General features: G+C 42.2%; 16 protein-coding genes. All 16 read right to left on the bottom strand.

Annotation, left to right across the window (positions count from 1 at the left end; all coding sequences use genetic code 11):
• Positions 1-66: 66 nt before the first annotated feature.
• Complete coding sequence (locus I2E70_RS05395; RefSeq protein WP_195423853.1) at positions 67-798, bottom strand: CPBP family intramembrane glutamic endopeptidase; 732 nt, start codon at positions 796-798, stop codon at positions 67-69.
• Positions 799-870: 72 nt separating this feature from the next.
• Entirely contained in the window at positions 871-2,064 is a 1,194-nt protein-coding gene (locus I2E70_RS05390) for an acetate kinase (protein ID WP_023919646.1), read from the bottom strand.
• Between the two features lie 51 nt (positions 2,065-2,115).
• Positions 2,116-3,069, bottom strand: a complete 954-nt coding sequence (locus I2E70_RS05385; RefSeq protein WP_118397210.1) for a class I SAM-dependent methyltransferase — start codon at positions 3,067-3,069, stop codon at positions 2,116-2,118.
• Between the two features lie 30 nt (positions 3,070-3,099).
• Entirely contained in the window at positions 3,100-3,564 is a 465-nt protein-coding gene (gene comGG / locus I2E70_RS05380) for a competence type IV pilus minor pilin ComGG (protein ID WP_229060271.1), read from the bottom strand.
• Positions 3,521-3,973, bottom strand: a complete 453-nt coding sequence (gene comGF / locus I2E70_RS05375) for a competence type IV pilus minor pilin ComGF (protein WP_049472872.1) — start codon at positions 3,971-3,973, stop codon at positions 3,521-3,523. The genes comGG and comGF overlap by 44 nt, the downstream gene beginning before the upstream one ends.
• Positions 3,963-4,250: a competence type IV pilus minor pilin ComGE gene (comGE, locus tag I2E70_RS05370; RefSeq protein WP_049472874.1), complete on the bottom strand. Its 288-nt coding sequence runs from the start codon at positions 4,248-4,250 to the stop codon at positions 3,963-3,965. Before comGE ends, comGF begins: the two co-directional genes overlap by 11 nt.
• Entirely contained in the window at positions 4,216-4,620 is a 405-nt protein-coding gene (gene comGD, locus I2E70_RS05365) for a competence type IV pilus minor pilin ComGD (protein ID WP_134974548.1), read from the bottom strand. Before comGD ends, comGE begins: the two co-directional genes overlap by 35 nt.
• Positions 4,610-4,927 (bottom strand): competence type IV pilus major pilin ComGC, encoded by a 318-nt coding sequence (gene comGC, locus I2E70_RS05360; RefSeq protein ID WP_023919650.1) that lies wholly within the window; start codon positions 4,925-4,927, stop codon positions 4,610-4,612. Before comGC ends, comGD begins: the two co-directional genes overlap by 11 nt.
• A complete protein-coding gene (comGB, locus tag I2E70_RS05355) occupies positions 4,924-5,955 on the bottom strand; it encodes a competence type IV pilus assembly protein ComGB (protein WP_272161481.1) in 1,032 nt (343 codons plus the stop codon). Before comGB ends, comGC begins: the two co-directional genes overlap by 4 nt.
• The gene (comGA, locus tag I2E70_RS05350; RefSeq protein WP_195423851.1) at positions 5,888-6,829 is read right to left on the bottom strand and encodes a competence type IV pilus ATPase ComGA; all 942 of its coding nucleotides are present in this window, start codon (positions 6,827-6,829) and stop codon (positions 5,888-5,890) included. The genes comGB and comGA overlap by 68 nt, the downstream gene beginning before the upstream one ends.
• An 87-nt stretch (positions 6,830-6,916) precedes the next feature.
• The gene (locus I2E70_RS05345) at positions 6,917-7,306 is read right to left on the bottom strand and encodes a DUF1033 family protein (RefSeq protein WP_070587909.1); all 390 of its coding nucleotides are present in this window, start codon (positions 7,304-7,306) and stop codon (positions 6,917-6,919) included.
• A 221-nt stretch (positions 7,307-7,527) separates the two neighbouring features.
• The gene (locus tag I2E70_RS05340; protein WP_195423848.1) at positions 7,528-8,631 is read right to left on the bottom strand and encodes a glycosyl hydrolase family 8; all 1,104 of its coding nucleotides are present in this window, start codon (positions 8,629-8,631) and stop codon (positions 7,528-7,530) included.
• Between the two features lie 8 nt (positions 8,632-8,639).
• Positions 8,640-9,950 carry a glycosyltransferase family 2 protein gene (locus I2E70_RS05335; protein WP_195423844.1) on the bottom strand — a complete coding sequence of 437 codons (1,311 nt, stop codon included), beginning with the start codon at positions 9,948-9,950 and terminating at the stop codon, positions 8,640-8,642.
• Positions 9,943-10,083, bottom strand: coding sequence for a hypothetical protein (locus tag I2E70_RS05330; protein WP_003004308.1), 141 nt, complete (start codon positions 10,081-10,083; stop codon positions 9,943-9,945). The genes I2E70_RS05335 and I2E70_RS05330 overlap by 8 nt, the downstream gene beginning before the upstream one ends.
• A gap of 9 nt (positions 10,084-10,092) precedes the next feature.
• Entirely contained in the window at positions 10,093-10,881 is a 789-nt protein-coding gene (locus I2E70_RS05325) for a hypothetical protein (protein ID WP_070664737.1), read from the bottom strand.
• Entirely contained in the window at positions 10,882-12,036 is a 1,155-nt protein-coding gene (gene wecB, locus I2E70_RS05320; RefSeq protein WP_049513846.1) for a non-hydrolyzing UDP-N-acetylglucosamine 2-epimerase, read from the bottom strand.
• Between the last annotated feature and the right edge of the window lie 301 nt (positions 12,037-12,337).

The raw sequence follows: 12,337 nt of genomic DNA, 5'->3' as shown, positions 1-12,337 counted from the left end.
TTCTGATTTTATCTGACCTTCTGTAGGATGGTTCTGCATCAAAACTCATTGGTACCTACCATTTTATCATAATTTATCATGGAAGAAAACTCTCGATACCGGCAATAAACAAAGGAGGAATACAGCAGGATAATAATAAGCTAGCGCATTCAAGGTCATATGGAGGCAAATACTGTACTCGATCCGCTGGTAGCGATAAGCCACCCAAGTTAAGATCAAAGACATACCTCCGTAGGCTACCCATTCCCCCAAGGCGCTCGGTCCATGCAAATAAGTAAAAAAGAGAGCACCGGCTAAGTAACCGATCGGTTCTGCTCCTCGAAAGATCAAACGAGGGATGATGGCCCGACAAAGCAGCTCTTCTAGAATCGGAGCGACAAGGATCACGACCATGCCCATAGCAAGAAAAGGAGCATGAGATTGCAGCTCATTCAGAGCCGCTTGGTTTGCTGTTGTACCACCTGCCTCTTGTTTCAACAAGGGATAGGCGAGCAGATTATTAGCCATCAACAAGAGAAGAAAAAGAAAATTTCTCCCCAAAGCCGGCCAGGTAATGACCCGAACATCTAAGTTCTCCAGAGGGCTCATCTTGATGACCTTATAAAAAACAAAGAGCACTGCCACTGTCACCATGAGAGTGAGGATAGTGACCCACCTTGCATCTACTCCTTCTTGAAGGGAATAAACCATGGTGATGAGGGGGAATTGTGAGAGAAAGAATACGGGCACAAAAAGAAGGAGCCAGAGGGCATTCTTACATAATGGGTGCTTTCGAACAAAAGACTGTATATTTTTCAATGGACAACCTCTTTCTTGTATAAAATAAGAAGACTGGGGCTTTCGCCTCCAGCCTTCTCTCTTTATTACAGTTTACTGATTTTTGAAACGTTCAACGTCACGCGCAATCACCAACTCTTCATCCGTTGGAATCACCAATACCTTCACACGGGAATCATCTGTGGAAATGTCTCCGACAACTCCAAAGACGTTCTTTTCAGGGTCGACCTTGCAGCCAAACCAGCTGATGCCATTGATAATAGAAGAGCGAACGTTTACTGCATTTTCACCGATTCCTGCTGTAAAGATGATGGCATCTGCACCATTCAAAACAGCCAAGTATTGACCGATGTATTTTTGCAAACGATCGATAAAGATATCGTAAGCCAATTTAGCTTTTTCATCTCCATTGTGCATCGCTGTATGGATATCCCGCATGTCACTAGAAGATCCAGAAACACCCAGAAGACCTGATTCACGATTGAGGATACGGCTGATATCTTCAGGCTTATTGAAATCCTCTGTATGTTCCATCAAGTAAGGAATAATCGCTGGATCGAGATCCCCTGTACGGGTTCCCATCATGACTCCACCTAGAGGGGTGAAGCCCATTGAGGTATCGACAGAGATTCCCTTGTCAACCGCTGTAACAGATACACCATTTCCAACGTGGCAGGTGATCAATTTCAATTCTTCTAATGGTTTTCCAAGAAGTTTAGCAGCTTCACCAGCTACATACTGATGACTGGTTCCATGAGCGCCGTATTTACGGACCTTATTTTCTGTGTAATATTTAGTTGGAAGAGGGTAACGATAAGCTTTTTCCGGCATGGTTGTATGGAAAGAAGTATCAAATACCACAACACTGGTAATATTTGGACAAATCTCTCTAAAGGCACGAATTCCAGCTGCATTTGCAGGATTATGAAGAGGTGCTAACAAAGACAATTCTTCTACTTTTCGAAGGACTTCGTCATCTACCAAGGCAGAATCCTTGAAGTATTCTCCACCAGCAACGACGCGGTGGCCCACACCTGTAATCTCATCGTAGGATTTGATAATATCAAAGCGAATCAAATCATCCAACAAAATTTTTACAGCTTGTGTATGGTCCTGGATATCTAATACTTGTTTTTCAGAGCGTCCATCAAATTTAACGGTTGAAATAGAATCCTTCAAACCGATCCGTTCAATCAACCCTTTTGCAAGAACAGTTTCCTCTGGCATTTGGTACAATTGCCATTTCAAACTAGAGCTTCCTGCATTAATAGAAATTGTTTTCGACATATATTCACCTCATTAAGCGTTTTCACTTCCTCTATTATATCAGATCTTTGATCAAATTTCACTATCCTTTAACCAGTTTTGGAAACTTTCCATAAAGTGAACCACCTGGTCTTGATCCTGGAGATCGGTAAACGGATAGACAAAGGGCTGAACAGACTCTTCTTCTTGTTTTCGTAGGACGAAAATCGTCTTAGCATATGCCGGATTTGAAAAAAGAGATTCTGGCAAGGTCAGCATGGCAAGGAGTTGAGCCTTGTCTGTTAGCCAAGCTTTCAACAGATCACTCTGAGAGCTCGTCAAGAGGTTGTTTGGAGCTAAAAAGATGGCTACTCCTTGAGGTTTCAGGTATTTCAGAGCCTGTTCCATCATAAGGTGATGAGCATAGGTATGGCCTTCGGAGCTCGCTACCTGATAGCGCTGTGCAATCGCATCATCTGGATAATAACCAATTGGAAGATCACTGACGATCAAGTCACTTTCTTTCAAAACTTGTGGGCGAACCGCATCGCCTTGTGCAAAGACAACACTGGACTCCATCACATCTGCGATACTAGCAGATAGATCAATCAAGAGATCATCTACTTCCAATCCTAAGTAATCAATCGTGAGACGGCTATTGTTGACAATAGTCTCAGCGAGATTTCCGGTTCCACTTCCCACTTCTAAGACATCCAGTTGGTCGCTTTTAGCCAACTGATCGATCAAAAATGTAATGATAAAACCAATCGCATCTGGTGTGAACTGGTGATTCGCTTGTAAAGGCTCTGTCTGAGCAGCTTTCATAAAAAGGAATTGGTAGGCTCTGCGCCATTCTTCCTTACTCAAACCTAGTTCTTTTAATTTTTTGCTATTGTTTTTAACAATGTCTAGATCTGTCTTGCCATCCAAATACATGGCATTTTGTTCAATCAAGGCGTCATAAAAGTTGGTCGACAATTCATTTTGAATACTTTGAGTGTTTTCTAATAGATAGGTATAGGCTTGTTCAATTTTTTCGAAATTCATGATTTCCTCCGCACCCTATCATACCAAAAATTAGTCTTTTTCGCTATTTTCTGATGGTTCCTTGGTCTCGTTTGGCGTCTCTTCAGAAGGCGTTTCGGTCTCTGCCTTCTCCTTATCTTTCTGTGTCTTCTTTTCTTTTTGACTCTTCTTGTTTTCCTTTTCTTCCCTTACAGGAAGGACAAACTCATAGCTTTCGCCATTCATCTTAGCCTGAGCATGAAGAAAACCAGTGTCCTGCTGTAGCTGAACAACTCCAGACTTTAAATGAATCTCTGATGTCTTCTCATCACTCTTTCTCTTTTCAAGAGCCAATTGCACCAAAGCATAGGCCCGTAGACGATCTTGACTCGTCTTTAAGATCCGTCTTTCCGCAACCTGACGATGCAGGTAAAACTGAAGCAAGAGACTAAAAATCGCTGCCATCAAGAGAGCGTAAAGCAAGACACCAGCCTTAACTTTTTTCATTTTGTATCGCTGGTACCACATGGTAGACATACTCCCTTTCTAGACCTTCTTCAAAATTCAACCGCAGATGAAGGAGCTCTCCCTCCTGCCAAATTTGGCTAGAGCGAACCCCTGAAATCATAGGCTGATAGCCTCTGCCCTTATCATCTGTTTTTCGGATATCATCTCCTTTAGATTGGCCAATAGCAATTGGTTTTTGATCCTGAACCAAGTAGATATGATTGTCCGCTACTTTTTCAAAATGACTCCGGTCCAATTCCACCTGCAATTGTTGCTGAAAAAGTATCCATTCCTCCTGCTTTTGGTGTGCTTGGTAGTCCAATTCAGCATGCAGGAGCTTAGTCAAGCCTTGAAAGACCAACACACCCCCACTAAGGACCAAGAGAGCGACCAAGGCTTCGAGCAGGGTAAAGGCCTTGACCTTACCTTTATTCCACATGCAGTACCACCTTTCCTTGATGATAGACCGTGAGTTGATCGGCATCTTTTTCGACTTGAACTTGAATACCATTGGCCTCCAGATGATTTTGCCCTGTCTGAAGTGCCATTTGAGCGACAGATAAGACCTCTACCTCTTTGAAATCCGCTAGTCGCTCCCTACGCGAACGCCGGATCTCCCCTAACAATAAGGTCGTAATCATGGCAAATAAACCCAAGGCTACCAAAGATTCTATGAGAATACTAGCGGGAACGGATGCTTTTTTTAATTTTCCCATTTCCAAGCGACAGTTGATAGGTCACCACTCCTCTCTGTGTCTGAAAGTGAACATTGGCCAGGGATGAATTGCCACCTGCACGGTCTAAACGAATGGTTTTAGGATCTTGCAAAATGACAGAATCAGGAATCTCCACTGTCTGGTAGGGCGTTTGAATCTTCCTTGCAGTCACTTCAACATCCAATTCCGTTTGCCTTGCCAGTGCTATCTTCTGACTTTCTTGATAGAGGTGTTCAAACTCTGCAAAAAATACTTTTTCTTCCACCTGCTGAAAGCTCGTCCTGATCGATCCCGATAAGCCCAGATAGATAAAACTGACGATCATCAAGGTCAAAAGGGTCTCCACCAAGGTGAAGGCCTTAATCTGCAACCGCACGAGTTTCTCCACTATTTTTCGCATAATAGGCACGATAAGATTCTGCTTGTTTGTTGGTAATATTTCCATCAGCAATTAGCTTTGATAGAGTGGCTTGGTCATTGGTATGATTGAGCTCGTACAATTCAGCCTGACTTTCGACCACCTTGACAACGGCTGCATTGCCTGTCTCTTTCACAGAGTCTTTTTGCTTGGTCAAATTCGGCACAAAGAGCAATAAGAGTACACTGATGATCAATAAGACCACCAACATTTCAATCAGCGTAAAAGCTTTTACCTTATATGTTTTTAATTTTTTCATAAATGAACCTCCATATTTTGATAAATCGGCAGCAACATGGCTGCATAGAGTAACACAATCACAAGAGCCACAAAGACAAACACCAAGGGTTGTATTACATTCATGGCCTTGTGAACCCGACGAAAGAAATCTTCCCATGTTTTTTCAGCATAGATCTCTAGCTCACTTCCGAGCTTTGATTTGACTTCACCGTATTCAATCATAAGGGGCAATTCTTTTTTGAAAAAAGGATACCCCCTGACCGTCTCTGAAAAGGACTGGCCACGGTCTAAAGAAAGAGCTAAGTCCCTTCCAATTTCCTGAAAAAGCTGGGATTTTTGCTCCTGCATCATGGAAAAAATCTGAGACAACTCCAATCCTTGCCCAATCAGATTGCCCCATTCTCTGGCATAATAGGCTGTCAAATAAGCTTGAATCATGCCTTTTCCGAAAGGCAGATGAGACAAGGTTCTAAAAACGTTGATTTTGCCCGACTTCCGATAATAGAGAAAGCCGAGTAAGAAGAAGGTCACCAGTCCCGCTCCTAAGACCAAAAAGAGTTGGGGGAAGGAACTGATCAATTGCGTCCCAATATTTTGAGCATCCATTTGAGGAAGCAAATAATTGCGGAGGCCTAGCATAATTAGAACTAAAAATCCAAGCAAGATGAGAGGATAGGTGCTCACCTCAATCAGCTTTTTCTTGACCTTGCGCATGTTTTCAAGGTAAGCACTGATTTTCTCCAAGCTCAATGCAAGATTGCCATGGAGCTCAGCAAGAGACAGCTGTGTCGTCACCGCATCTGAAAAACCGATCCCCGCCATCATCTCTGAAAAACTCCGGCCCCGCGAGAGATCCTCTCGCATCTGGGAAACCAAACGACTCTCCACTAGGTGAGAGCGATCCAGAAAATCGACAATCTCAGACAGATGAAAACCACTCGAATAAAGATTCAAAAACAATTCGATGATTTGCTTTTGTTTAGCGGTAGATAATTTTTTCGGCTTGGGCTTGAGCCAGCTGGATATATCCCGATTGAGCCAAGAGATCCATTTGTTGGTTCCAGCGGCTGGCTGAGTGCTCTTGGTAGTTTTCCGTCGCAAAATCGACCACACCTCCTCCTGCAATTAATCGTTGGTAGCAAATACCTTGTAAAACAATCTTGAGCTCTTCCTCACTCACTCCAAGTTCTAAGAGCCTCTCATAAACACCTCGAACGCTTTTCGCATGAATCGTAGAGAAGACGGTGACTCCTGTCAAACTAGCTCGTACGACCGCACGAGCTGTTTCCCTATCTCGGATCTCTCCAATAATGAGAAGGTCCGGCCGATGGCGTAAGGAGAGTTTGATCAGGTTGTCATAGGTCATGCCGATCTGGTCATTCAGCTGAAGTTGAAGCATATTGTCCTGCTTGATCTCGACAGGGTCTTCAATAGACATGACTTGCTGGTCCGCAAAGCGCTCTTGCGCCAACGCATGCATGAGAGTGGTCTTTCCCGAACCAACAGGACCTGCAAAGAGATAGAGGCCACGACCAGCCAATTTCTTCTTCAAGTCCGGCAACTGATCAAACCAAAACCGCAATTCACGTTCCTCATCATGCAAGAGCCGAATGACCAAGCTTTCATAACCACGATAATCCCCCACCGTCGACAAGCGAATCGAGACCACTCCATTCTCCAAAGGGTAATCACACGATCCTAGCTGGCTGCGCCTTTTTTCTCCCACATTCATCCCTGCTACGAACTTAAAGTGGCTGATAATAGCTGTCATCTCTTCAAAAGGGAAGGACTGCACAAAGCGCCTCTCGTCTCCCACCCTCATAAAAACTTGGTACTCCTCCTTCCGAGGAATGAAGTAAAGATCCTGAGCTTCTTCCTTTTTCCCTATACGGATCAGTTTTTTTGCAATTTCTTGAACCATAGTTCCTCCTCTCACTTATACTATTCGAAAAAGAAGACAAAAAAAGAAGACTTTCTAGATCGCTCTAGAAAATCTTCCGAATGTCTCTTATGACAGGGTTGTCCCCTTTTTTGAATCGAGTGTATATTGACAAGAACGGTGTTTGCGACTGCCTCTTTCCTTTTCGTAGCCTGGGCGGAGCTTGCTTTTAGGGATCTTGTGCTCGTCTTCTAGAAGGACAATCGAATGGAAAAACTGCACATCTTCACTGCAGTCCTCACACCACTCTTGCTCCTTGGTATCCCAAAAGATCGTCATGAGGTCACTCCGACTCTTATAACTTGGAAAATGCTCATTTAACTCCAACCATTTCTGCTTGTAGTATTTCAAAGCCTGGTAATAGTCTTCAAACTTCCGACTACTCACGATATCATCTTCCCAACCTTCTAAAAACCACCAGGGTTCACAGTCCCCGTACATTTCAATCACTCGATACATAAACTCTTCCATCCTTTGTATCCTCTATTATATAGAAAATCCTTTGAGAATAAAAGTTTTCTGCTCAGAGCATGATTTTTCAGGTAGTTTTCAGGCGATTCTCACCATTATTTTTCAAAAATAGACTGCCTAATTGCTATTGGGTCCTTTTTTCGAGAATCAAAAGAAGAGAGTCCCCCAAAATGGCGAGCCATCTTGGGGAACTCTCTTTTCTCAAGTATTTAGAACAATTCTAGTGCAATCATAGTTGTCATGGTTGCATCATAATAGTTATTTAGAGGTAGATCTTGTGTAAAGATATACTTGTTCTGTTGCACCAACTTCAAATAGCCTTTTTCATGTTCAGAGGCATAGACAATCGGTGCCAAAAAACTTGCTGCCTGATGATTGTTCAAGGCCTTCCCTTTCAAGTCATAACCTGCATACAGGTTTCTTTGACTCTTGAAAAAATTAAGCATCTTTTTCACCAATTTTTGACTGGTTTTGTCCTTACTTTGAACAAGGTTGTATGGAAGGCGACAAGCGTTATACGAGTAGGCACCATCATACTTGGATTCAATCGTCTTGGGATCCGCTACGCGCGTTCCTTGCTCATCTACCCAGATGAAATCAGGTAGTAAACCTGTTTTGGTTTGGGAGCTGATCGTTTGGAGTTGCTGCAACATCTTTTCTTTGATATCCAACCACTTCGAATCTTTTGTCACTTCATAAAAGATCTGGAATTGCGCTGGCAGTGTATCAGACGTCCGCATCAAATGATAGAATTCCGAGTCCTGATTGGCCCAATTCCCCACCGTTAACACACCGGTTTCTTCATTGTAGTTGTGTGCGAGAATATCTTCTAAAATCGCTTTGGCTTGAGCCTGGTAGTCTTTAGCTTGCTTTGGCCATTGCTGAGCAGCTTTTAGAAGAGCACAGGCGATGTAGAGATCCCCATCTGTGGCGTTATGATCCTCATCCTTTGCTTTTCCATTGCTGATAGTTTGTTTCCAAGACATCAATTGGGTACCTTCCAAGCGATGATTTAGATAATAGTGATAGAGTCGGTCAAAGTCTGCTTGTTGGGCTTGTCCTTTTTCGGCAGCCGCAACAGTAATGAGCATTCCATAACTTTGCGCCTCGGATAACACTACCGTTTGATTGCTATCATTGGTGGTTCGAACATAGGATTCTTTCCCTTTTGAAACAACAAAATGCTCATTCCACTGACGATAAATTCGATTTCGCATCTCCACTTTACTTCTCGTTCTCGCTAAAAACAAGGTCAAACAGAAAATGCAAAGGATGACTAGAAACCATACATATCTCATCTTTTTCGTATTCATAATTTCTCCTATCCTGCGAATCGTTTTGTTTTAACCCATTTAGTTTCTTTCCGGTGCAATAGTTTGTCCATCACAATCGAAGAGATGGCATCAATCGATACAATGATAAACAGTTGAGAATAGGTGAAGTAGGCAGCTAAGGCCAACCAAATTTGCTTGGTAGTTGCTTGACCAAATTGTGAGGCAAGAGCCACATTAATCTGAAGTAAGTAGAGCCCAATCATCAAGATCCAATTGAACAACATCAATTGCGCAATATAGATATTTTCTGAATCAAAGGCAAATGGAATTTGCACGCCTGGCAACACTGTATGGAGACACATGGCCAGAATATTGGCAAAAAAGATCAAGTCTGATAACACGATAGCTGCATTGAACCAGAAGAAGATACAGGAATAGTTGGTCACTTCTAACTTCACGCGCCAATTTCCCTTACCAAATAAATGCTTGAAGTTAGAAAGAACCACTTCATAATTCCCTTTGGCCCAACGTTTCCGTTGCATATAATAACTCTTCAGAGTTTCCGGCTCTTGTTGAAAAGCTTCTGAATTATAGGCTAGAGCAATCAACTTCCCACTTTGCATAATCTTAAAGGAAATATCCGTATCCTCTGTTAAGGCACCGTTTTTCCATCCCCCAATACTCTTGACAAATTCAGTTTGAATAATGAAGTTGGTTCCTGGAATCCGTCCAATCTTAAAGAGATGCCACATGCCTACATGGTGAACCCGTTGGGTGACGACAATTTCTTGGTTGATACAGCGGGTCAAGAAGTTTTGACCGGCATTCCGCGTTTTATTGCGACCAAAAGAAGCCACATGACGCTCTGGATCTTTGAGCACTTCTTTCACAAGGAAATAAAGAGCATTCTTTTCAGGCATGGCATCTGCATCATAGACACAGATATAGTCTCCGGTCGCCATGGCCAAAGCGTCATTTAACACACCGGCTTTCCCACCTGTCCCACTGCGATTGATGATGGTCAAATCACGTCCTGCATACTCTGGCAATGCTTTAACTGCCAAACACTCTTCATAAGTGCGATCGGAACAATTATCCGCAAACAGTAGTAATTCTACACGATCATGTGGGTAGTTCAAATCAAGGATCGCTTTGGCTGTCTGTGCAATAACCACATCCTCATTATGGGCAGGTACGACGATCGTCACTTTTGGATAATAAGGAAGCGGATCCGTATTGACACGAAAATCACTGTGTTTAAACCAAAAATGAACGGCTGAAAAGAGGATTACTAGGCCCCAGGCTAAGGACAGCCAAATCGAAATCAAGGCAATAATCATCACAATTTGACTAATCATGGTCCACCGCCTTAAAGTTTTTATTGACACGGCGGTAAATCACCGTATAAGCTACAAATAATACAATAAAGCACAAGGCAAAAAATACACTAATGCCTACAGCTATATTAAAAAATATATTTGTAAGAGACATGTTTTCCTCCTAATATTCCACAATAATATCTGTTTCAAGTTGACGTTTTAAGTAACGAATCATTTCTTTATAGCGATGGTATTTGGTGCGATTGGATTGATCCACTACAAGAAAGCCGGACTGAAATTGGATGGCTTGCACCCCATCTTCTCCTTGGAACACCAGTCCTTCCAACTGTGGTTTTAAGACTGTCATATAATCGCCCTTCAGATCCCGCTCGCTATCAGAAGATAAGATCAAGAAATTACCATCTGATACATAATACAAGCTTTCATTTGGCTTTAGATGATGCGTTACCAAATAGTTGATTTGGTTCAAGGTCCGATTGTACTCTCTCGGTTGCAATTGGAAGAACAATTCCTCGTGCGACCAGTGAATGAGTAAGGCTTGAATCGTATCATTGGTTTCCCCACCATAAGAAGCGATGCGGTTACGGTAATCTGCGTAAGCTTCTGGCTCTTGATCCTTCACTTTTGCAATCTCTTTAAAGAGGTGGTAGCGAATTTGGGTCAAAATTCCAATCAAGATTGGAAAACTAAAGAGCAGAAGCAAGGCTTGATGAAATGGGATATAGACAACACCCGCCACCAAAAAGACAATCCCTAGGGCAAATGACAACAGGATGGTCCATGTCAACAACAAATCTGATAAAACAATAGCAGAAAATAATCCTAAAACAAAGAATAATCCTTCTTCAATCAGAATCTCTCTTGCAAAAAACAAGCAGTAAAGTAAAAGAAGTACTTCGAAAACAATCAAAATTAGCAACCATCTACTTAACTTTTCCGTTTTTTTCATTTATTCTTTCTCTCCCTCATGAAATTCTTCAGCAGCATCTCCCTGGCCAAAGTAATGTTTAATAGCTTGCACGATTCGCTCAGAAGCTCTTCCATCTCCATAAGGATTTCGGGCATTTGCCATTTCTAGATAAAGATGTTCGTTGGTTAAGAGCTCCGTCATCGTGGATTTGACGACGGCAGGATCCGTACCAACTAATTTCAAAGTTCCTGCTTTGACCCCTTCTGGGCGTTCTGTTGTATCACGCAATACCAATACCGGTTTCCCCAATGATGGTGCTTCTTCTTGTACCCCACCTGAATCCGACATGATAAAGTAACTTCTCGAAGCCAAGTTGTGGAAGTCAAGCACATCTAAAGGTGCAATGAGATGGATCCGATCATGATCTCCTAATAGATCGTTTGCCGCCTCTTGTACCGCTGGACTAAGGTGCACTGGGTAAACCACTTCAATATCCGGTTCTTGATCCACCATTTCTCTCAGAGCTCCAAAGACCGCTCTCATGGGAGCTCCTTGATTTTCTCTTCGATGCATGGTGACAAGGATGATTTTTTTAGCTGGATCTAATTGATCCAGTACTTCGTGATGATAGTTCTCTTGAACCGTGAGTTTCAGTGCATCAATAGCAGTATTTCCTGTCACCACAATAGAGGATTCCGGATGATTTTCTTTTAAGAGATTGGCCTTACTTTCGCCAGTCGGCGCAAAATACAGATCCGCTAGATCATCCGTCATTTGACGGTTCATCTCTTCTGGATACGGAGAATATTTATCAAAGGTTCTCAAACCAGCTTCGACGTGACCAATGCGGACTTGATTGTAAAAGGCAACCAAACTCGCCGCAAAGGTAGTGGTCGTATCTCCATGGACGAGCACCATATCTGGCTTTTCTTTTTTGATAACTGGATCTAATTGATTCAGAATTTTAGAGGTAATGTCTAATAAGGTCTGGCTTTTCCCCATAATATCCAAATCGTAATCAGGTACGATGTTAAAGGTTTCTAAAACCTGGTCCAGCATTTGACGGTGCTGGGCAGTGACCACCGTAATGGTCTCAATGGTCTCCCTCTGCTTTTGCAACTCCAACACCAAAGGGGCCATTTTAATGGCCTCCGGTCGCGTCCCAAACACAACCATAATTTTCAATTTTCCCATAAACTTCCCCCGTTGACATACATGTAATTCGACATTTTTTTAATTTGTGTACATCTTTTTCCATTCTACCGCCAATGACTTTAAATGTCAAACCGTTTTTGGGTTTTATAAAGAAATTACTAATAGTTAGTCATTTTATTATTTTGGTATTTAGAATACATATCCATATAATCACTAATTGTAAGTATTTACAGCACGACTTCTACCGGGCTAATATTTTTGGTAAAAAAATAAATCAATAATTATACAATTATTTTTTCAAATAATAAATTTTTATAATTTTTTCAAAAAAAAGCCGGAA

This window comes from Streptococcus parasanguinis (genome assembly GCF_015556095.1).
In the GTDB taxonomy this organism is placed as follows: Bacteria; Bacillota; Bacilli; order Lactobacillales; family Streptococcaceae; genus Streptococcus; species Streptococcus parasanguinis_Q.
The sequence above is the reverse complement of the archived record's forward strand: the minus strand, read 5'-3'. Positions and strand labels throughout refer to the sequence as shown.

Excerpts from the sequence above, each read along its gene's own strand:
- I2E70_RS05390 (WP_023919646.1), bottom strand. The coding sequence starts at position 2,064 with ATGTCGAAAACAATTTCTATTAATGCAGGAAGCTCTAGTTTGAAATGG.
- I2E70_RS05385 (WP_118397210.1), bottom strand. The coding sequence starts at position 3,069 with ATGAATTTCGAAAAAATTGAACAAGCCTATACCTATCTATTAGAAAAC.
- comGG (WP_229060271.1), bottom strand. The coding sequence starts at position 3,564 with ATGTCTACCATGTGGTACCAGCGATACAAAATGAAAAAAGTTAAGGCT.
- comGF (WP_049472872.1), bottom strand. The coding sequence starts at position 3,973 with ATGTGGAATAAAGGTAAGGTCAAGGCCTTTACCCTGCTCGAAGCCTTG.
- comGE (WP_049472874.1), bottom strand. The coding sequence starts at position 4,250 with ATGGGAAAATTAAAAAAAGCATCCGTTCCCGCTAGTATTCTCATAGAA.
- comGC (WP_023919650.1), bottom strand. The coding sequence starts at position 4,927 with ATGAAAAAATTAAAAACATATAAGGTAAAAGCTTTTACGCTGATTGAA.
- comGA (WP_195423851.1), bottom strand. The coding sequence starts at position 6,829 with ATGGTTCAAGAAATTGCAAAAAAACTGATCCGTATAGGGAAAAAGGAA.
- I2E70_RS05345 (WP_070587909.1), bottom strand. The coding sequence starts at position 7,306 with ATGTATCGAGTGATTGAAATGTACGGGGACTGTGAACCCTGGTGGTTT.
- I2E70_RS05340 (WP_195423848.1), bottom strand. The coding sequence starts at position 8,631 with ATGAATACGAAAAAGATGAGATATGTATGGTTTCTAGTCATCCTTTGC.
- I2E70_RS05335 (WP_195423844.1), bottom strand. The coding sequence starts at position 9,950 with ATGATTAGTCAAATTGTGATGATTATTGCCTTGATTTCGATTTGGCTG.
- I2E70_RS05330 (WP_003004308.1), bottom strand. The coding sequence starts at position 10,083 with ATGTCTCTTACAAATATATTTTTTAATATAGCTGTAGGCATTAGTGTA.
- I2E70_RS05325 (WP_070664737.1), bottom strand. The coding sequence starts at position 10,881 with ATGAAAAAAACGGAAAAGTTAAGTAGATGGTTGCTAATTTTGATTGTT.
- wecB (WP_049513846.1), bottom strand. The coding sequence starts at position 12,036 with ATGGGAAAATTGAAAATTATGGTTGTGTTTGGGACGCGACCGGAGGCC.